Source organism: Xanthomarina sp. GH4-25 (genome assembly GCF_045363175.1).
Classification (GTDB): Bacteria; Bacteroidota; Bacteroidia; order Flavobacteriales; family Flavobacteriaceae; genus Xanthomarina.
The window spans coordinates 285,276-304,660 of record NZ_JBJFLO010000002.1 but is presented as its reverse complement, the minus strand read 5'-3'; the positions used below and the strand labels follow the sequence as shown (position 1 = coordinate 304,660).

General features: G+C 31.3%; 16 protein-coding genes. 6 read left to right on the top strand and 10 right to left on the bottom strand.

What is annotated here, in order from left to right:
* The first annotated feature begins 6 nt into the window (after nucleotides 1–6).
* The gene (locus tag ACI5KZ_RS04025; protein WP_109309669.1) at nucleotides 7–591 is read left to right on the top strand and encodes an RNA polymerase sigma factor; all 585 of its coding nucleotides are present in this window, start codon (nucleotides 7–9) and stop codon (nucleotides 589–591) included.
* Between the two features lie 230 nt (nucleotides 592–821).
* Here the strand turns inward: ACI5KZ_RS04025 and nth are convergent, their stop codons facing one another.
* Complete coding sequence (gene nth, locus ACI5KZ_RS04020) at nucleotides 822–1,481, bottom strand: endonuclease III domain-containing protein (protein WP_406846973.1); 660 nt, start codon at nucleotides 1,479–1,481, stop codon at nucleotides 822–824.
* Between the two features lie 42 nt (nucleotides 1,482–1,523).
* Here nth and bcp point away from each other — a divergent pair, with 42 nt between their 5' ends.
* The gene (gene bcp / locus ACI5KZ_RS04015; RefSeq protein ID WP_406846972.1) at nucleotides 1,524–1,976 is read left to right on the top strand and encodes a thioredoxin-dependent thiol peroxidase; all 453 of its coding nucleotides are present in this window, start codon (nucleotides 1,524–1,526) and stop codon (nucleotides 1,974–1,976) included.
* Nucleotides 1,977–2,017: 41 nt separating this feature from the next.
* Here bcp and ACI5KZ_RS04010 read toward each other — a convergent pair whose 3' ends face one another.
* Nucleotides 2,018–3,469: a TonB-dependent receptor gene (locus ACI5KZ_RS04010; protein ID WP_406846971.1), complete on the bottom strand. Its 1,452-nt coding sequence runs from the start codon at nucleotides 3,467–3,469 to the stop codon at nucleotides 2,018–2,020.
* Between the two features lie 91 nt (nucleotides 3,470–3,560).
* Between ACI5KZ_RS04010 and ACI5KZ_RS04005 the strand changes: the two genes are divergently transcribed.
* Both ACI5KZ_RS04005 and ACI5KZ_RS04000 read left to right on the top strand, forming a co-directional pair.
* Nucleotides 3,561–4,322 carry an MBL fold metallo-hydrolase gene (locus ACI5KZ_RS04005; RefSeq protein ID WP_406846970.1) on the top strand — a complete coding sequence of 254 codons (762 nt, stop codon included), beginning with the start codon at nucleotides 3,561–3,563 and terminating at the stop codon, nucleotides 4,320–4,322.
* Entirely contained in the window at nucleotides 4,322–4,825 is a 504-nt protein-coding gene (locus ACI5KZ_RS04000) for a hydrolase (RefSeq protein WP_406846969.1), read from the top strand. The genes ACI5KZ_RS04005 and ACI5KZ_RS04000 overlap by 1 nt, the downstream gene beginning before the upstream one ends.
* Nucleotide 4,826: 1 nt before the next feature.
* Here ACI5KZ_RS04000 and ACI5KZ_RS03995 read toward each other — a convergent pair whose 3' ends face one another.
* The 5 genes from ACI5KZ_RS03995 to ACI5KZ_RS03975 form a co-directional block, all read right to left on the bottom strand.
* Nucleotides 4,827–5,468, bottom strand: coding sequence for an alpha/beta hydrolase (locus ACI5KZ_RS03995; RefSeq protein WP_109309559.1), 642 nt, complete (start codon nucleotides 5,466–5,468; stop codon nucleotides 4,827–4,829).
* A 14-nt stretch (nucleotides 5,469–5,482) separates the two neighbouring features.
* Nucleotides 5,483–5,809, bottom strand: a complete 327-nt coding sequence (locus ACI5KZ_RS03990; protein ID WP_406846968.1) for a DUF4870 domain-containing protein — start codon at nucleotides 5,807–5,809, stop codon at nucleotides 5,483–5,485.
* Nucleotides 5,806–7,062, bottom strand: coding sequence for a dihydroorotase (locus ACI5KZ_RS03985; protein ID WP_406846967.1), 1,257 nt, complete (start codon nucleotides 7,060–7,062; stop codon nucleotides 5,806–5,808). The genes ACI5KZ_RS03990 and ACI5KZ_RS03985 overlap by 4 nt, the downstream gene beginning before the upstream one ends.
* A complete protein-coding gene (locus tag ACI5KZ_RS03980) occupies nucleotides 7,059–8,981 on the bottom strand; it encodes a BatA domain-containing protein (protein ID WP_406846966.1) in 1,923 nt (640 codons plus the stop codon). The genes ACI5KZ_RS03985 and ACI5KZ_RS03980 overlap by 4 nt, the downstream gene beginning before the upstream one ends.
* A gap of 90 nt (nucleotides 8,982–9,071) precedes the next feature.
* Nucleotides 9,072–10,079, bottom strand: a complete 1,008-nt coding sequence (locus ACI5KZ_RS03975; protein WP_406846965.1) for a glycosyltransferase family 2 protein — start codon at nucleotides 10,077–10,079, stop codon at nucleotides 9,072–9,074.
* A 104-nt stretch (nucleotides 10,080–10,183) separates the two neighbouring features.
* Between ACI5KZ_RS03975 and ACI5KZ_RS03970 the strand changes: the two genes are divergently transcribed.
* A complete protein-coding gene (locus ACI5KZ_RS03970; protein ID WP_406846964.1) occupies nucleotides 10,184–12,073 on the top strand; it encodes a peptidase M61 in 1,890 nt (629 codons plus the stop codon).
* Nucleotides 12,074–12,246: 173 nt separating this feature from the next.
* On the opposite strand, the gene ACI5KZ_RS03965 is transcribed toward ACI5KZ_RS03970, so the two are convergent.
* Both ACI5KZ_RS03965 and ACI5KZ_RS03960 read right to left on the bottom strand, forming a co-directional pair.
* Nucleotides 12,247–13,728, bottom strand: coding sequence for a S10 family peptidase (locus ACI5KZ_RS03965; protein ID WP_406846963.1), 1,482 nt, complete (start codon nucleotides 13,726–13,728; stop codon nucleotides 12,247–12,249).
* 58 nt (nucleotides 13,729–13,786) lie between these two features.
* Nucleotides 13,787–14,551 carry a TIGR02757 family protein gene (locus ACI5KZ_RS03960; RefSeq protein ID WP_109309666.1) on the bottom strand — a complete coding sequence of 255 codons (765 nt, stop codon included), beginning with the start codon at nucleotides 14,549–14,551 and terminating at the stop codon, nucleotides 13,787–13,789.
* Nucleotides 14,552–14,675: 124 nt separating this feature from the next.
* Here ACI5KZ_RS03960 and ACI5KZ_RS03955 point away from each other — a divergent pair, with 124 nt between their 5' ends.
* Nucleotides 14,676–17,702, top strand: coding sequence for an aminotransferase class III-fold pyridoxal phosphate-dependent enzyme (locus tag ACI5KZ_RS03955; RefSeq protein WP_406846962.1), 3,027 nt, complete (start codon nucleotides 14,676–14,678; stop codon nucleotides 17,700–17,702).
* Here ACI5KZ_RS03955 and ACI5KZ_RS03950 read toward each other — a convergent pair.
* Nucleotides 17,699–19,366, bottom strand: a complete 1,668-nt coding sequence (locus ACI5KZ_RS03950) for an LIC_10190 family membrane protein (RefSeq protein ID WP_406846961.1) — start codon at nucleotides 19,364–19,366, stop codon at nucleotides 17,699–17,701. The genes ACI5KZ_RS03955 and ACI5KZ_RS03950 overlap by 4 nt on opposite strands.
* Nucleotides 19,367–19,385 lie beyond the last annotated feature (19 nt).

Sequence of the window (19,385 nt, the reverse complement as noted above, 5' to 3'; positions counted from 1 at the left end):
ATGATTATGCAAAACGAACTTATCACAGACGCTACATTAGTAAGTAATTACATTAATGGTGATGAATCTGCTTTAGAAACACTCATCACAAGGCATAAACAACGTATTTACAGTTTTATTTATTCAAAAGTATTTGACAGAGATGTTTCTGAAGATATTTTTCAAGACACGTTTATTAAAGTTATAAAAACTTTAAAAAAGAGAAAATATAACGAAGAAGGTAAATTTCTACCTTGGGTAATGCGTATTGCACATAATTTAGTCATAGATCATTTTAGAAAAAACAGTCGCATGCCTAAATTTAGTAATACTGGCGATTTTAATATTTTTTCAGTATTGAGTGATAGTACATTGGATGCTGAAAAACGTATAATTAAAAGCCAGGTAGAATCTGATGTTAGAAAAATTATTGAAGAATTACCTGAAGATCAAAAAGAAGTGTTAGTGATGCGTATGTATAATGACATGAGCTTTAAAGAAATTTCAGATAAAACTGGCGTAAGCATCAATACAGCATTAGGAAGAATGCGCTATGCATTAATTAATATGAGAAAAATTATTGATAAACATAATATTATTTTAACCAATTAAACAATAAAAATTTATTTGCTTCGTTATTAAGGTAAAATAACCCATATAAAAATATTAAATGGCAAAACTTTACTCTCAAAAAAATCCCCAAAAGCAAATTAATTTGAACCCCAAAGAGGAAACAATTAAATTTCTTCTTGATTATTCTAAGGCTTTAAGTGTTATAAATTGTAATAAGATGAAGTTTGAAGCGCTTCTCAACTAAACTTTGAAAAAGTCCTAATTAGTCGTTAGGACTTTTTTGTTTTAATATAGTTATGTATTACACTTTTTCTTCCAATTGTTTTAGTAATAATATCCTTTTCTAAATCCCAACCTCTTGCAGGTGAATATTGGCGACCATACCAAATAATTTGAAGATGTAGGTCGTTCCATAATTCTTTTGGGAACAAACGTTTGGCATCTTTTTCAGTTTGTACCACGTTTTTTCCATTTGTAAACCCCCAACGATACATTAGTCTATGGATATGTGTGTCTACAGGAAAAGCTGGTATACCAAAAGCTTGAGATAAGACAACTGCTGCTGTTTTATGTCCAACGGCTGGTAATTCTTCTAAGTCTTCATAAGTTTTTGGCACTTGACCGTTGTGTTTCTCTATTAATATTTTAGATAATCCATGAATACCTTTACTTTTCATTGGAGACAAGCCAACTGGTTTAATGATATCTCTAATTTCGTCTACAGAAAGCTTCACCATATCGTATGGGTTATCTGCTTTTGCAAATAACAGTGGTGTTATCTTATTGACTCGAACATCTGTACTTTGAGCAGACATTAAAACAGCAATCAGCAAGGTATATGGATCTTTATGATCTAATGGAACAGGAATTGTAGGGTAAAGCTCCTTTAACGTTTTAATAACGAATTCTACCTTTTCTTGCTTGGTCATATGTTGTATTTTTACAAAAATAATAATATAATCAAAGATACTATGACAAATTTAAAACCAGGAGATAAAGCACCAAATTTTGTTGCAAAAGACCAAGATGGAAATTCCATTTCATTGGCCGATTATAAAGGAAAAAAATTGGTTATGTTCTTTTATCCTAAAGCTAGTACACCTGGTTGCACTGCAGAAGCATGTAATTTGAGTGATAACTATTCTAGATTTCAAAAATTAGGCTTTGAGATCTTAGGAGTAAGTGCAGATAGTGAGAAAAGACAAAGTAATTTTAGAAATAAATTTAAATTTCCGTACCCTTTACTTGCAGATGAAGATAAAAAGGTAATTGAGGCCTTTGGTGTTTGGGGACCAAAAAAGTTTATGGGTAGAGAGTATGATGGCATACATAGAACAACGTTTGTTATTGACGAAAAAGGCATAATTGAAGATGTTATTTTAAAAGTCAAAACAAAAACTCATACAGACCAAATCTTGAAATAAAAAAAAGCGAACATTTGTGGTCGCTTTTTTTATTTCTCTAATTATTCATCTCTAAAAACTTCTTCAGTTTCGCAACCAAATAAACTTTTCTCTTTTATTAATTTAGAAACTCCTTCTGGAAGCATCGTTTCCCAACCTTCATTACCATCTGCAATCATTTTTAATACAGTTCTTGAAAACACCGTTAAGATGCTTGAATCATAATCTGTAATATCGATTACTTTTCCATTGTATTTAAAGAATTTATATAATTCTTTCATTCTTGGATGTACTTTAAGGTTTTCGCTATTTGTTAAGGTACCATCATCATTTTGCATTGGATATAAGTACACACGTAAATCTTTAAAGAATAGTTTACCAAAAGCTTCTAATATTCCTCCACTTAAATGACGATAATATTTTTCATCGAATATATCTACCAAGTTATTAACTCCCATGGCAAGTCCCATACGACTTTTAGTATACTGAGAAAAGTATTCAACTAATTTATAGTATTCTTGAAAGTTAGAAATCAAGACTGTATGACCCAAAGAACACAAAAGTTTAGCTCGATCCATAAAATCTTGCTCATCAATTTCGCCCTCAGCTCTTAAATTTGAAAGGGTGATTTCGAAAACAACCTGAGTTTTATCTATATCAACCTTATTCTCTTTAATAAACATGTCGTAAGACTTTTCGAACATGTCTATATTAACTTTAGTTACAGGTCTAAAACTACCTCTAAGAGCTAAGATGTTCTTTTTATAAAGGACTCTTGCAGGTAATACGTTATTGCCATCTGGGGCAAACATAACGGCATCTGTCATGCCATTTTTAACCAATTGCAGACTCATTAATCGGTTGTCTACATCTTCAAAGACAGGACCTGCAAAGTTAATGGTGTCTATTTCTAATTGATCTTTATCTAAATGATCATACAAGTATCGAAGTAATTTTTTAGGCTCATTATATTTATAAAAAGCGCCATACATTAAATTAGTTCCTAAAACCCCTAAGGTTTCTTGTTGTAATCTAGCATCATTCTCTTTAAATCGTAGGTGTAAAGTAATTTCATTGTAATCTTGATCTGCATCAATTTGGTATCTAATTCCAACCCAACCATGACCTTTATATTTTTTAGCAAAATCAATAGTTGTTACTGTATTAGCAAATGAAAAGAATAATTTATTTGGATGTTTATCTCTAGTTAGTCTTCTTTCAATAAGACTAATTTCGTGATCTAACATTTTACGAAGTCGGGCTTCAGTAACATAACGGCCATCATCCTCAATACCATAAATAGCATCACTAAAATCTTTATCATAAGCAGACATGGCTTTTGCAATAGTTCCAGAAGCACCACCAGCTCTAAAAAACTGTCTTACAGTTTCTTGACCTGCACCAATTTCAGCAAATGTTCCGTAAATATTTTCATTTAAATTTATACGAAGTGCCTTGGTTTTTAATGAAGGAATTTCATCAAACTCTTTGTCTCCTTTTAAGCTAATTTCCATTGTAAATTGGGATTAATTCTTAATCACAAAGGTATTAAATTACCATGTTAAACAAAAAAATAACCTTATTTTTGTTTTAAAATAAATCTCATTGAAAATTACATTTTTAGGCACAGGTACATCTCAAGGAATACCAGTTATTGGTAGTTCTCATCCTGTGTGTTTAAGTACAAATTTTAAAGATAAAAGATTGCGAGTTTCTGTTTTAATTGAATGGGATAATTTTGCTTATGTTATAGATTGTGGTCCAGATTTTAGACAACAAATGTTAAAAGTTGCTTGCACCAAACTGGATGGTATTTTATTTACACACGAGCATGCAGACCACACTGCAGGTTTGGATGATATTAGACCTTATTTTTTTCGACAAGGAGATATTCCTATTTATGCACATAAACGAGTTATAGGTGAACTTAAGAAACGTTTTGATTACATTTTTGAAATTGAAAACAAGTATCCAGGAGCTCCTAGTGTTTCGATAAATGAAATACAAAACAAGCCTTTTAAACTTGCTAATTTAAACGTTGTACCAATTGATGGTTTACATTATAACTTGCAAGTTTTTGGATTTAGATTTTCTAAATTTGCTTATTTAACTGATATGAAAACTATTGAAGATGCCGAGATAGAAAAACTTAAAGATTTAGATGTTTTGGTGATTAATGCGTTGAGAGAGACACCTCATATTTCACATTTCAATTTAGAAGAAGCCTTGTGTTTTATAAACAAAGTAAATCCTAAGAAAGCTTATTTAACACATATTAGTCATTTATTAGGTTTTCATGACGAAGTACAACAAAAATTGCCAGAAAACGTTTTTTTGGCTTACGATAACTTACAAATTACCATATAATGAAGAATAGAATTTTTATGTATCTATTTATTTTCGCGCTTTTACTTGTTGTTTTTCAATATGTAAATTCAAAAAATATTATAGAATCTTACGATGATAAATATGAAAGAAGTCAAGAGAAATATCTAATATACCAGGACACTATTTCAAATTTAAGGGATCAGGTATTAACCTTATCTGAATTTAAATTAGATCAAACCGAAGCTGCTCTTTCTTATTTTGAAGAGCGTGGTTATAATGTTACAGAATTGATTCCTTTTATAAAAGATGAATTGTACGAGTTAAATGCTTTAAAAGGAGAGGAGCATCCACTTATTCCTTATGCGTCTATGACAGGTGGTAAAATGTTGATTAACTCGATTCGTTTGTTAAATCATAAATGGATTATTGCTAATTTCTCAGATGGCAAATATTGGGGAGAGTTGTTTATTGCTTATGAAATTACTGAAGACGAACAGTTAAAATTTAAATTAATTGACTCGTTTTTATACCCAACAGAATAGGTTAAAGTTTATCGATTAACCATTTTCTAAATTCATAAAAATTCTGTGGAGCCACTCCATGGCCAACAGGAAACTCAGAATAAGTATGTTCAATGTTTAAAGCTTCTAAAAACTTAGGTGCTTGTCTAGCCCATTCTACAGGTAGTACTTGATCCACGTTTCCATGAGAACAATAAAAACTTAAATGCGAATAATCTTTATCGGTTAAATTTTCAGGAATAATTTGCTCATTAATATAACCACTTAAAGCAATTACTTGTTTTACTTTTTCTGGATAGGTTAATGCTACTGCATAGCTTAAAATGGTACCTTGACTAAACCCAAGAATGGTGACATTGTCTTTATTTACTGGATATTTATTGCAAGCTTCATCAATAAAGTTGGCAATTAAATCTCTTGAAGTTTTAGCTTGTTCATCATCACTCCATTTGTTTTGATCTGCATCAAAATTAATAGCATACCAAGCATTACCATAAGGTTGCATGGGATAAGGTGCTTTTAAAGAAATGATAAATAATTCTTCAGGTAATTCGGATGCAAAAGAAAATAAATCGTTTTCATCGCTTCCATAACCATGACACATAATTAATAAAGGTGCATTTTCATTTAAAGTGGAAGGTCTGGTAATGTATGATAAGCTCAAATCTGTCGTATATTTTAATTAATATTTTTAAACCATTCTTGGAATTTTTCGCCAATAACTGGAATTTGTCTAGCTTCCCCTTTAGCTGCATAAAACAACCCAAAAAGCCAACAAACAAATGTAATAATCCAGAAACATGTTCCTAACCAACTGTTTACATATCCTTCAATAATGTTTGATGCTAATAACATAATAATTAAACCTAACATTTGTCTAACATGGAAAAAAGTAAATGGATTCTTTTTTTCAAGATTCATAATAATGGCAATTATTAAACCTATAAAAGTTAAATAGTTTATTATGGCTAAGGTTTTGCCATCTTGGATGGTTTGATCTGTCATGAATTTAATAGTATTTTATTTTTCGAAATAATACCATAAACGTTTCCTTTCACGGTTTTATTTAAAAAGATGCTGTTTTTAGATGTGGACTTGATATTTTCAACTCCAAAGTTGCTGTTTTTATTAGGATTAAAAAGGCTGAGATCTGCTTTAATTCCAATAGTAATTGGTTTAGATTCTATACCAAATCTTGCTTTCCCTTTGGTTAAAAGTTCAATAGTTTTTTTTGTGCTAAAAATGGTGTTTAAAGCTCCAAAAGCTGATTCTAAACCAATGGTGCCAAACTTTGCAAAATCGAATTCTATTTTCTTGTGTTCGATGTCAATAGGATTATGGTCGCTAGTTACCATATCTATGGTTCCATCTTTAAGTCCTTCAAGTAATCCATCAATATCTTTTTGAGTTCTTAAAGGAGGTAATACTTTAAAATTGGTATCAAAACTAGTTAAGTGTTCATCAGTTAAGACAAGGTTATGTATAGCAACACTACAACTTACATTGAGTTTTTTCTGTTTTGCTGCACGAATTAATTCTACAGATTTTGCTGTAGAAATGGTTGGAATATGAAGTTTGCCATCTGTATATTCTAATAAAAATAAATCTCTTGCAATTTGTAAATCTTCAGCCATATTAGCTAAGCCTTTAAGACCTAAAGACGTACTTGTAACTTCTTCATTCATCACTCCGTTTCCTGAAATCTTATTTTCTTGTGGATAAGAACAAATTAAACCATCAAAATTACTAGCATATTGTAAAGCAATTTTCAAAAGATTAGGGTTCTCTATAGGTTGTTGATAATCGCCAAAAGCTACAGCACCAGCAGTTTTCATATCAAATAATTCGGCTAAATCAACTCCTTTACTCTCTTTCGTTAAAGCACCAATAGGATAGAGGTTTACAGCATGTTTTTCTGCTTTGTTTTTTATAAAAGATATATCCGGATTACAATCGATTACAGGATTGGTATTAGGATTTAAAGCCACAGATGTAAATCCAGAAAGTGCAGCTGTTTTTAAACCATTTTCAATGGTCTCTCTTTCTTCGTAACCTGGTTCTCCAAAACTTACACTACTATCGAACCAACCTTGAGATACATGAAGATTCTCTAAAGCTACCTCTTTAATGTTATTAGTTTTTTTTATTTGTTTTGAAATTTGAGAAATCACACCATTTTCAATAAGAATATCGACCGTTTGATTATGAAAATCGCTTTTGGTGTCAATAATAGTGGCAGATTTTAAGAGTACGTTCATTTAAAATATTTTAAGATGAGCATTTCAATAGCTAAAAAGCCTAGTGCAAAAATAACAAACCATTTCCATAGCTCGTTAATTTTCGAGTCACTTTTTAAAGTATCGAACAAATTAGAAACAGATTGCGAGACATGGATGTTTTTTGCGGTAGATAAATCTTGATACCGAAGTATGCTTTCGTCTCTTTTATAGTTATAACTAATTTGTTCAATGAGTTCAGACTTATTGTTTACCTTATATGTTCCTGCAATGTTTGGTGTTTCAGTCGTTGTAATCTGTACTTTGTTATTAAAATATTGTTGTTGCGGAATGAGATTTTCTTCACCTAAAGATAAAGTTAAAATATCATCTTGTTGTAGTGTTATAGGAACATCAAACCTGTTTTCTTCGCCAATTGTAAAATATAATTCAGATGTTTTTAAACTTTGCTTTCCAATATTATAAAAGGTAGGAACTATTAAAGGAGAGTTTACAAAATTTGAATTTTCAGTTTTTAAGGATGCTGAGAACACATAAACCTGTCCACTTTTACTTAAATAAGCTTTACCGTCTTCGTATTTTAATGGAGTTGTTGTAAGCGTTGAAAGCATCGGATAATAACTGTTCACCTTGGGATACTGGAAATTGGAAACTTGTTTATTAAAGACATCTTTATATAGCGGATGCGAATAATTAATAGTTGTAATTCTTTTTTCTGAAGGATTAAGTTTTTCAAAACGCATGTTTAACGTTGATAAAAAATCATTATACGATTGTAAATCACCTTCTTCTGAAGGTATCATGACAATATAACCACCATTTTCTGCAAAAACTTTTAAAGCAGTAGTTAAAGAATTAGGAATATTATCTAACTCGTTTAAAACAATCAAATTTTGATTTTCAATATCGTTATAATTAAGTTTAGCTAGAATTTCTGATGTATAATGAAATTCGTTCTCTGCAAAAATTCGTTTTAAATAAGCATCATTTGTTTCAGTAATAACAAGAACATTAGCTTTATTTGGTTTGTTGATGTTAAAATACAAGGTATTATCAAAAACCAAATTTACATCCTCAATAACAAGCTTTCCAAGAATTATTTCATCGGTATTCAAAGTGAAATTTGTAGTTGCAGTTTCACTAATATCGATAGCTGTTCTTGCCAGAAGATTACTATTATTAAATAATGAAATTGATAGATTTTTAAGTTCTGGTCCCTGATTCGTAATAACAGCTGTAAGTTCTATGTTTAAAGGTGTTTTGTTTGAAATATATAAGCTGTCTATCGACAGATTATTGGTGTTCACAGGCTTTAATTGAACAGCATGAATGGTTATTAAAGAATCTACTGTAGGATTAAATCTGGATGATTTAGATTGAAAATCTGAAATTAAAACTAATTGTTTTAAATTTCCTGAATAATTATTAAATAGGTTTTTAGCTTTTAATAATACAGCATCGTAATTCAGTTGATTAGGCGTATAGTCTAATTGGAGCAATTCATTTTTTATACCTCCAATAGTAGTGTTTTTAAAGGTTTGGTTGTTGGTGAAAAGAGTCACTGTTTCTGTTTCGTCTACATTATCCATAACATCTTGAACAGCTCGTTTTAACAACTCTCCTTGCTCGCCTTTTGCTTGCATACTAAAAGAATTGTCCAAATATATAACCGTTTCTTTCTTGGTGTTTAAAGTGTTTGTTTTAGATGTGAAAGGTTGTGCAAACGCCATAATTAAAGCAGCTAGAAGTAGCATCCTTGTGCATAGAATTAGCCATTTTTTAAGTTGAGAACTTTTTCGTGTTTGAGATGTGACTTTCTTTAAAAAGGCTACATTGGTAAAGGCTTGCTTTTTAAATTTTCTGAGTTGAAATAAATGAATAAGAATTGGGATAAGCAGCGCAAATAAAGCGTAAAGAAGTTCGGGATGTTTAAACTGCATTCCTTTTAGTTTATTTACAAAAATAGTGTTTACTCTGAAATAGAAAACCTTTTAACAACAAATTAAATTTTTTCTGTATAGATTTTATACTTAACAGAAGAAAAAGTAATCTTCCATAGCTCGTTTGTTATGACTTTTAAGAAAGGTTTTTATGTTATGTTGCGATTCTTTGTTTGCAACGGTAATAACGCATTGCGCTTGTTTTATGTCGTTAAGAGAAGTAACATCAAAGAGTTCATGATTGTAAATGTGTTTTCCAATTTTCTTTTGGTTATTGCAAATCCAGATAAAATCTACACGCTTTTCAATTAACAATTTAGCTATAGATTTTCCTTTAAAACCTGCTCCCCAGACTACTAAAGGCCTGGAAGTATTATAATCTATTTCTAGAAAATATTTCAGTTTAATTTCTAGAAAATAATTTTGTGCATAATGTTTATGAGTTCTAGAAGTTCGGGTACTGTAATCTCTCCAAAAATGTATCACTTGATTGCAAGGAATTACTTTTAATTGGTGTTTATAGAATCGAAATGTCAAATCGTAATCTTCAGGATAATCATCTGGATTAAATGCATCACATGCTAATAAATCGTCTTTATGTATCATCCAGCAAGGGGATGGAATGACACATTCTTTATAAATTTCAGAATAATTTGTTCCGTTACGTGTTAATTGGTTTAACCATGTTTCATAACTTTTGTAACCATCGCTAATGCCTTCTTCACTAAAATAAGAAACCAAGCCAGTAGCAATATGGTTTTTTCCGTTAAATAATAATTTACTCAACAAAACGTCTAATTTATTTGGAGACATGATATCATCACTATCCATTCTGGTAATATAAGCCCCCGAACTTTTGCTGAAAGCAAATCTCAGTGCTTCAATAATGCCATTACCCTTATTTTTAAAGAGTTTGATGCGTTTATCTTGTTGTGCGTAGTTTTGAGTTATTTGATAACTTTCATCAGTAGAACCATCATCTATAATAAGCAATTCCCAATTTGTATAGGATTGTTTCTGAATAGATTCTAGACATTCAGGGAGAAAATTTGCTGCGTTTTTACAAGGAGTTAAGATGCTTATTAATGGTTTTTGCATAAAGCGAATATAACAATATCTCTTTTTAACAAAAAGTTAAGGTTTATATGTGTAACACATTGTATTTTTGAACGTCAAATTTGACAATTATAAAAACCAATAAAATGAAAAAATTATTAACCATTTTTAGCATCAGTTTTTTACTTGTTGCTTGTGGTTCATCCACAAAAACATCTGCAGATCTTGCAGTAAGTACACCTATTGAGACATCAATAGATTTAACTAAAGTGACTAACGACCAAGTTCCTGTTGTTATTAATCCAGGAAGATTTACCGTTGAAACTGTTACTTATAGATTGCCAAAAGTAGTACAAGGAACATATTCTGTAAGTGATTTTGGAAAGTATGTAGATGATTTTAAAGCATATAATTATGAAGGTATTGAAATAGCTGCAAACAAAGTCGATACTAACACTTGGACGGTTAGTGGTGCTACTAATTTAGATTACATTACTTATAATGTAAACGATACCTTTGATGTTGAAACTTCTGGAGGTATTGGTGGAGACACACCGTTTTCTCCAGCTGGAACAAATATAGAACCAGATAATTACGTGTTGAACTTACACGGATTTATTGGGTATTTCGATTCTTTAAAAAATAATCAATACAAATTAGATGTTACTGCTCCTTCAGATTTTGTTAGAACTTCTGCTTTACAAAATGTAGCTGAAAAAACTAGCGAAGATGGAAAATCAATAACAACTAGTTATTTTGCTCCTAGATATTTCGATATTACAGACAACCCAATGATGTATGGAAACCTTGATGTTGAAACATTTGAGGTTGGAGGTATTAAAGTGGTGTTAAGTGTGTATTCTCCAAATCAAACACATACTGCAAAACAAATTGGAGAAACAATGAAAACCATGATGCAAGCTCAAAAAGCTTATTTAGGAGACATTAACAGCACACCTCGTTACGATATTTATTTATACTTATCTCGTGGTGATGCAGATTCTCCTAAAGGATTTGGTGCGTTAGAACACCATACATCTACCGTTGTAGTTATGCCAGAAGCTATTCCAGATGCAGCACTTGCTGAAAGTATGGTAGATGTGGTTTCACATGAGTTTTTTCATATTGTAACCCCTTTAAGCGTGCATTCTGAAGACGTACATTATTTCGATTATAACAATCCTACTTTTTCTAAGCATTTATGGATGTATGAAGGTGTGACTGAATATTTTGCTACGTTGTTTCAAGTCGATCAAGATTTAATTTCAGAACAAGAATTTTATACTAAAATATTAGGAAAAATTCAATCGGCTTCAGGAATGAATGACACTATGAGTTTTACTATTATGAGTGAAAACGTGTTAGATGAGCCTTATGCTAGTCAATATTACAACGTGTATCAAAAAGGAGCATTAATTGGCATGTGCATCGATATTTTATTACGTGAAGAAAGTAATGGGAATAGAGGTATTCTTTCTCTAATGAAGCAATTGTCTTCGAAATATGGTAAAGACAAGCCTTTTGTGGATGATAATTTGATTGATGAAATTACAGACATGACTTATCCTTCTGTTGGTGAATTCTTGCAAACTCATGTTGTTGGAGATGTGCCGATTAATTATAATGAGTTTTTTGCTAAAGTTGGATTGGAAATTGGTGAAAGCAAAGTGGAAACCAATTATATTCAAAATGATGGCGCTTTAATCTTTGGAGCGAATCAAGAAAAAGGGACCATTCATTTTAATGGATTAGTAGCTCAAAATAGTTTTTGGCATGATAACGGGGTACTGCCTAACGATGTTGTTAAATCTGTAGATGGTGAAGAAGTGACTATGATGACTGCAAATTCTGTTTTTCAAAAAGTGATGATGTGGCAACCTGGAAAAGAAATTACAATGGTTTTAGATAGAGATGGAAAAGAAGTTGTTATAGAAACAACTGTTGAAACTTCTTATACCATTGGAAAAACTTTAGTATCAAATCCAAATGCTACCGAAGCTCAATTATCTTTACGTAAAGCTTGGTTAAAAGGTTAATACCTATAAAAAAAGATTTAAAAAAAAGCCTGATGAAATTTCATCAGGCTTTTTTTTAGTTTCATATTTTGTTGCATTTTCTGGAGGACTATATTGAAAAATACAAATATTTGTCATTTTTAATTTGATTTAGAACTTCTCTATAAGTGTTAGGTTTGGTATATAACTCTCTTTTAATACTTAGCAGCTTTCCCTTTAGAAGTAGAGGCTTTAATAAATTGTCTGATATCGTCTGTAGCAGTTTTTAAATCTTCATGTCTTAAATACATCATGTGTCCACTTCTATATGCCTTAAAAGAAAATCGGTCTTTCATTTTACCACTAGGGTCCATTTGCCAGGCAGTATATTTTGCAGCAAAATAAGTTGTAGCTCCATCATAATACCCAGATTGCACCAAGACTTTTAAATACGGATTTTGAGCCATAGCTAGACGTAAACCTTCTCTGGTATTATCGTTCTGTCTATCCCAAGGATGCACATCGCCAAACATATTATATTTAATATCAGTTTTAAAGTTAAGCTCTTCTCTTAAATAATAATTTATAGCTGGTGTAAAAGAATGTAACCAAGACGTTAATTCGGCACTATAATCTGGTGAATTTCCAGCAGTCATTTTATCAATTCCTAAATAACGCGAATCTAATCTACCAATAGTGTAGCCTTCATCACGTAAGAGCTCTTTCCAAAAAAAACTAGTTGGTACATTTAAATTATGATCCAATATAGCTTTCTTGTCTAATCCAGAATACAAACTCATTTTTTCAGCTACACCCTCTTTTTCTTCTGCTGAGATAAAGCCTCCTTTTGCTAGAGCAGGCATTAAATTGTTAATGGTGTAACTTTCCACTTCAGGTAAAATATCTAATAAGTCTTTTTGTTGTAACGAAGGAGGTAAAGCTTTTTGATGCCAAGCTGCAGCTGTAAAATAGGGTAAATTTAAAGCAGAATAAATAGGCTGATTGGTAGAATATATTTTATAATCTGCTGGCGATACTAAAATTACACCATTTAAATACATCCATTGGCTATTTTGTAATTCTTTAGACAAACCCATAACTCTTGGTCCTCCATAACTTTCGCCAATTAAATATTTAGGAGATTCCCATCTGTTATGTCTCGTTACAAAAGTATTCATCCATTCGGCTAAATATTTTATATCGGCATTGATTCCGAAAAATGTTTTTCTATCTGGTAATTTTCCATCTTTATCTTCAACCATTCTAGAATAACCAGTATTTACCGGATCGACAAAAACTATATCTGCAACATCTAAAATGGAATTCGGATTGTCTTTTACACCATAAGGTTGAACAGGGTAACCTTCGTCGTCTATGTTTAATACTACTGGTCCAGTATAAGCAATATGCATCCAAGCAGATGCAGATCCAGGACCTCCATTAAATGAAAAGATGATTGGACGGTTCTCTTTGTCACTATTACTTTTTTTATAATACGTGTAAAATAATGTAGCAATAGGTTCTCCATTGTTGTTCCAGACAGGTTGGGTTCCTGCTGTTGCTTGATAAGGTAAATCTTGACCATTAATGGCGACAGAATGATTGGTAACAACCATTGTGTCTAATGGAATCTTAATTGTTTGCGAAAAAAGCAAATTGGTATAAATTGTAGCTAATAATATAAAAATGTTTTTCATAGATGTTATTTAATTTTTAAATATAAAATGTTTTAATGGAAGCCAATTTGAAAATCTGTTAAAATCCTTCAAAAACTCCTAAACCAAAAAGTGCGAAATCGTATTTTACAGGATCGTTTGAATCTAATATTCTTAGGGATTTGTCTAGTTCGGCTAATGCTTTAGCATCGTTTTGTTTTCGTTTTAGTAAGCCTAATTTTCTGGCAACATTACCTGAATGAACATCTAAAGGACAGGACAATTGCGAAGGTGAAATATTTTTCCAAATACCAAAATCAACACCAGTATTATCTTTTCTAACCATCCATCTTAGATACATATTAATTCTTTTTGCAGCAGAATTTTTCAACGGATCACTTACATGTTTTTGGGTTCTTAGTGGGTGTTCAATCTCAAAAAATACAGATTTAAAAAGATGAATAGTTGTTTGTAATGAATGATCTTCATTGTTTCTTGAAAACACACTTTCCAATCCTTGATGGTTCTTGTAAATATGTTGTAAACTTTTAATAAACGTAATGAAATCTGTTCCGTTAAAAGTTCTATGAACAAATGGCAGTAAGGCTTCTAAGTCTTTTTCTTGATGATTTATCACAAAGTCGTAAGGTGAATTATCCATCAAGGTTATCATTTTCTTAGCGTTATTTATAATACTCTTTCTGTTTCCCCAAGCAATAGTTGCTGTTAGAAAACCTGAAATCTCAATATCTTCCTTTTTATTAAAAAGATGCGGAATCTGTATAGGATCACTTTCTATAAAATCTGGACGGTTATATTGTAACACTTTGGCGTCGAGAAATTCTTTTAATTCTTTTTTGTTCAATTTTATTTGCTTTGAAGCTTTAAAAATAGACATCTATTTTCACAAATTCGAAGAATCTCTTTTGAATTATTCATTAAAAAAAAAGTAACTTCGTTACTCTTATTTTTAATTCAAAACTCATATCATGTCGATTGATTATTCGAACATAAAAATTCTTCCTGAACAGGCTAATGAAATTTCGAATGCCCTCTACAATATTGCTGGCGAAGTAAAGGCATTGCCTGGTGAGTTGGATTTTAATTTTCGGATAAAAACCAAATCTGAAACTTATATATTAAAAATTGGTAGACCTCATGAGGATTTTGAGTATTTAGAATTTCAAAAAAACATTCTTAAACATCTTTCTAAAAGTCATTTAAATGCTCCCAATATTTTTCCAGACACTCAAGGGAAACTTATTAGTACCATAATTGATACCGATGGGAATAAGAGATATGTTAGATTGCTTTCCTGGATTGATGGAAGATTGTGGTCTTCGGTTAATCCTATTAAAGACAATTTGTTGTTTAGCTTAGGTGCGCAAGCTGGAAAAGTAACCTCGGCTCTAAAGGGATTTGAACATCATAAAATTCACAGACAATTTGATTGGGATGTTGCTCAAGCCGAATGGACTTCTAAACACTTAGGTTTGTTTTCAACGGAACGACAAAATATGGTTTCTTATTTTCAAAAGCAATTTGAAATTTTTCAAGACGATTATAAAAATCTTAGAAAAAGTGTCATTCATAATGATATAAATGATAATAACATTCTGGTTTCTTCAGAATTAGAAAACCCTGAAGTTATTGCTATTATTGATTATGGAGACACTATCTACACACAGACTATAAATGATTTAGCTGTTGTTATTTCTTATGCTATCATGAATAAGCCAGATATGCTTTCTGCTGCTTTGCCTATTGTTTCTGGATATCATAAAGAATATCCTTTGATGGAAGTGGAGCTTTCATTCTTATATAATCTGGTTGCTATGAATTTAGTGATTAGCGTGACTAAATCTGCTTTGAATAAACAGAAAGAACCTGAAAATGAGTATTTACTAATTAGTGAAAAACCAGCTTGGGATGTACTTGAGAAATGGATGCAAATCGATGAAAACTTGGCACATTATAGTTTTCGAAATAGTTGTGGTTTTAAAGCACATCCAAATGAAGAAGCTTTTTTAAAATGGGCTAAAAATCAACAAATGTCTTTACAGTATTTCTTTCCAGCTATAGACTTCAATCACATTCACACTATAGATATGAGCGTTGGTAGTACATGGTTAGGTCATGAAAGTGAATATAACGATATAGAACTCACAAATTTTAAAATAAATAGACTACAAACCGAAAAACCAAAAGCTTTGTTTGCTGGAGGCTATTTAGAAATTAGACCCTTTTACAGTACTAAAGCTTATCAAAAAGAAGGGAATTCTGGACCAGAATTTAGAACAACACATTTGGGAGTAGATTTTTGGGTAAAGGAAAACACTGCTATTCATGCACCTTTTGATGCTGAAGTATATAGTGTGTATAACAACGGAAGCAATAAAGATTATGGACCTACCTTAATTTTAAGACACCAAACAGATTCTGGAATTCCATTTTATAGTTTGTATGGGCATTTGTCCGAAAACAGCTTAAACTTAGTCAAACAAGGACAGAAAATCTATAAGAACGATTTGATAGCTTATGTTGGTAATGTTACTGAAAATGGCAATTGGGCTCCACATTTGCATTTTCAAATCACATTAGATTTGTTAGGTAATACACATGACTTCCCAGGTGTTGCTTTTCCAGACACAGTTTCTGTATGGAGAAGTTTGTGTCCTAACCCGAACTTGTTATTTAAATATGAAGGTTTAAACGAACATCTAAAAGCACCACATGAGAAAATAATTGATTTCAGAAATAATCATCTGGGGAAAAGCTTGAGTCTATCTTATAAAAAGCCATTGAAAATACTAAGAGGTTCCGGTGTATACTTGATTGATGATACTGGACGAAAATACCTAGATACAGTAAATAACGTCGCTCATGTTGGTCACGAACATCCAAAAGTAGTGAAAGCTGGACAAGATCAAATGGCTGTATTGAATACAAATTCTAGATATTTACATAACAATATCAATGCCTTTGCAAAAGAGTTATTAAAAACCTTTCCAAAAGCATTGTCTGTGGTGCATTTTGTGAATTCTGGTAGCGAAGCTATCGAACTTGCTTTGCGTATGTTAAAAGCTTATACGAAAGCGAAAGATATGATTGCTGTAGAAATTGGCTATCATGGCAACACCAATGCATGCATTGGTGTTAGTTCCTATAAATTTGATGGAAAAGGTGGTCAAGGAGCTCCCGAACACACACATATTGTACCTCTTCCAGATACTTTTAGAGGCTTATATCAAGGTAAGAATACAGCTGAAAAATATGCAAAACATATAGATGATCAGATTGAAAACATTCATTCAAAGGGAAGAAAACTAGCTGGTTTTATTTGCGAAAGTATCATTAGCTGTGGAGGTCAGGTTGAATTGCCAGAAAATTATTTAGAATTAGTTTATCAATCTGTTAGAAATGCAGGAGGACTTTGTATTGCAGACGAAGTACAAACGGGTTGTGGGAGAGTAGGTAAGACGTTTTGGGGATTTCAGTTACATAATGTGGTTCCAGATATTGTAACTATAGGAAAACCTATAGGAAATGGACACCCACTAGCAGCAGTTGTTTGCACACAAGAAGTAGCTCAAGCTTTTGCAAATGGTATGGAATATTTTAATACGTTTGGTGGAAATCCGGTGTCTTGTGCTATTGGGAACAAGGTTTTACAGGTTATTAAAGTTAAAAAACTTCAGGACAATGCTTTAATAGTTGGAACTTTTTTAAAAGATGAATTGCTAAAACTTCAAAAATCATATCCTATTATTGGAGATGTAAGAGGGCAAGGTTTGTTTTTAGGCTTTGAATTAACTGATAATGATAAAATGCCATTGACTGAAAAAGCTAATTATTTAGCTAATAGAATGAGAGATTTTGGCATATTAATGAGTACCGATGGTAAAGATAACAATGCTTTAAAAATCAAACCTCCTATGGTGTTTACAATAGAAAATGCTAAAGAGTTATTAGATAGATTGAAGCAAATCTTAGAAGAAGATTTTATGAAATTTTAATCTAATGATTTAAAATAAAAACCATCTTTCAAATTCTCAGTTCGCTGTTGTGGTATAACCTTGAAATGTGTCTTAAAGTACTCAAATTGCTGCTCGTTTAAAGCTGGTATTTTAGTATTTCCTGTACCCCAGAAAAAATCGATGTTGCTTGGTGTATTTATCTTCGTGTTACCAATTTCTAAGGTTTTGTATTTAGATTCAAACTGACTGTTTCTGTGTGGCTCTACTAAATAACTTGCTAAAAATGTGCTTGTTTTTATATTTGGAATAACAAAAAGCAAAGGGAATAGAATTACTATTGTGCTAATCACTAAAATACTTTTCGTTATTTTTTCTGAGGTAATGATTTCAGCAATTATAAATAGTGAAAGTATGAAGACAAAAGGCATGTAAAACCTGAATTGAGGCGAAGTCATAAATAAAATACAAAGCTGTAATAGTGCAATCCCATAAATAAACAAGATGGCTTTATTTCTTTTAAATTTCTTAATAAAGAACAAGTACAACACTAAAATTAGTATTATGAGTTTATTAAATAGACCATCAAAACCCGATTGAAAAAACCATTCTTTCAATAAATTTATTATAGAACTATGGTTGTACGCATCTGGAGTTATTGCATAACCATAGGCTTTAGCGTAGTTGTAAAAATATGTTTCAATATTTGTAGGTAAGCTCCAATCGGTTTTTAATAGTTCAATTCCAGTTAATGGATAAAGAACATTTCCAGTCATTAGAATATTTTTAATAATAATGAAACCTAATGTTGAAATGGATACAACCCAAACTATAAATGTGTATTGTTTGACGTGCTTATAATGTTTAATGTAAATGATCAATGGAAATAAAGCAAAAACAAGTGTTGTAGCTTTAATTAAAATTAAAAAGGAAGTGAGCATGACTAAAGAGACCAACCCGTTTTTACTACACGCATGATAATTCATTAGAAACCCATAAAAAAGCAACATAGAAATAATGTAAACTGCCAAGTCTGGGGAAGGGGAACTAATAAATTGAAATAAGAATATATTAAAAATGGGATAAAGGCCTATAACCAAATCCATTGAATTGTTTCTAAACTTGAAATAATCATTTAGTTTAACAAGGGCATAATAATTCCCGAGAAAGAGGCATAGGCCATTTAAATCGTTGAAATTTTCATATAAAAAATTAAAATTAAAGGCACTTTGCAAGATATGCCAACCACTGGTTTGCCCAAGAAACACATGAAGATTTACGAGCCCTTTAACCAAACCAAATTCGTTTAACCAAGCAATTGTTTGAATATAATACGATTCGTTATCTAATAAGGATGGAGGTGAAGCAGATTGTGCTAAAATCAATAAAAAAATAGCAACGATTAATATTTTAAAGAACTGTGAAAGCTTATTAAGTTCATGTTTAAATAATCTAATGTATTTAACTGTGTAATTGCGATTTATGTATAATAAAATAATAGATGTAAATAATAGAAATATATGAAAATTCAAATTGAGTGGAAAAAAAACAGCCCAAAATCCAGCTGTTAAAGTAACACCAAAAAGACCATGGAAAAGGACTAAAATAGGGTTGACATCTTGAAGCCTCAATAAGCGATCCAGACTTACTCCAACCACTAATGCAACTGCTAAAATATAAATCCAAGAAAGAAGTATGAATAGCATGTAATTTGATCAGTTTTTC

Coding starts and splice junctions, on each gene's coding strand:
- ACI5KZ_RS04025 (WP_109309669.1), top strand. CDS start 7: ATGCAAAACGAACTTATCACAGACGCTACATTAGTAAGTAATTACATT.
- ACI5KZ_RS03985 (WP_406846967.1), bottom strand. CDS start 7,062: ATGAACGTACTCTTAAAATCTGCCACTATTATTGACACCAAAAGCGAT.
- nth (WP_406846973.1), bottom strand. CDS start 1,481: ATGACCAAGCAAGAAAAGGTAGAATTCGTTATTAAAACGTTAAAGGAG.
- ACI5KZ_RS03970 (WP_406846964.1), top strand. CDS start 10,184: ATGAAAAAATTATTAACCATTTTTAGCATCAGTTTTTTACTTGTTGCT.
- ACI5KZ_RS03955 (WP_406846962.1), top strand. CDS start 14,676: ATGTCGATTGATTATTCGAACATAAAAATTCTTCCTGAACAGGCTAAT.
- ACI5KZ_RS03950 (WP_406846961.1), bottom strand. CDS start 19,366: ATGCTATTCATACTTCTTTCTTGGATTTATATTTTAGCAGTTGCATTA.
- ACI5KZ_RS04000 (WP_406846969.1), top strand. CDS start 4,322: ATGAAGAATAGAATTTTTATGTATCTATTTATTTTCGCGCTTTTACTT.
- ACI5KZ_RS04010 (WP_406846971.1), bottom strand. CDS start 3,469: ATGGAAATTAGCTTAAAAGGAGACAAAGAGTTTGATGAAATTCCTTCA.
- ACI5KZ_RS03975 (WP_406846965.1), bottom strand. CDS start 10,079: ATGCAAAAACCATTAATAAGCATCTTAACTCCTTGTAAAAACGCAGCA.
- ACI5KZ_RS03980 (WP_406846966.1), bottom strand. CDS start 8,981: ATGCAGTTTAAACATCCCGAACTTCTTTACGCTTTATTTGCGCTGCTT.
- ACI5KZ_RS03965 (WP_406846963.1), bottom strand. CDS start 13,728: ATGAAAAACATTTTTATATTATTAGCTACAATTTATACCAATTTGCTT.
- bcp (WP_406846972.1), top strand. CDS start 1,524: ATGACAAATTTAAAACCAGGAGATAAAGCACCAAATTTTGTTGCAAAA.
- ACI5KZ_RS03990 (WP_406846968.1), bottom strand. CDS start 5,809: ATGACAGATCAAACCATCCAAGATGGCAAAACCTTAGCCATAATAAAC.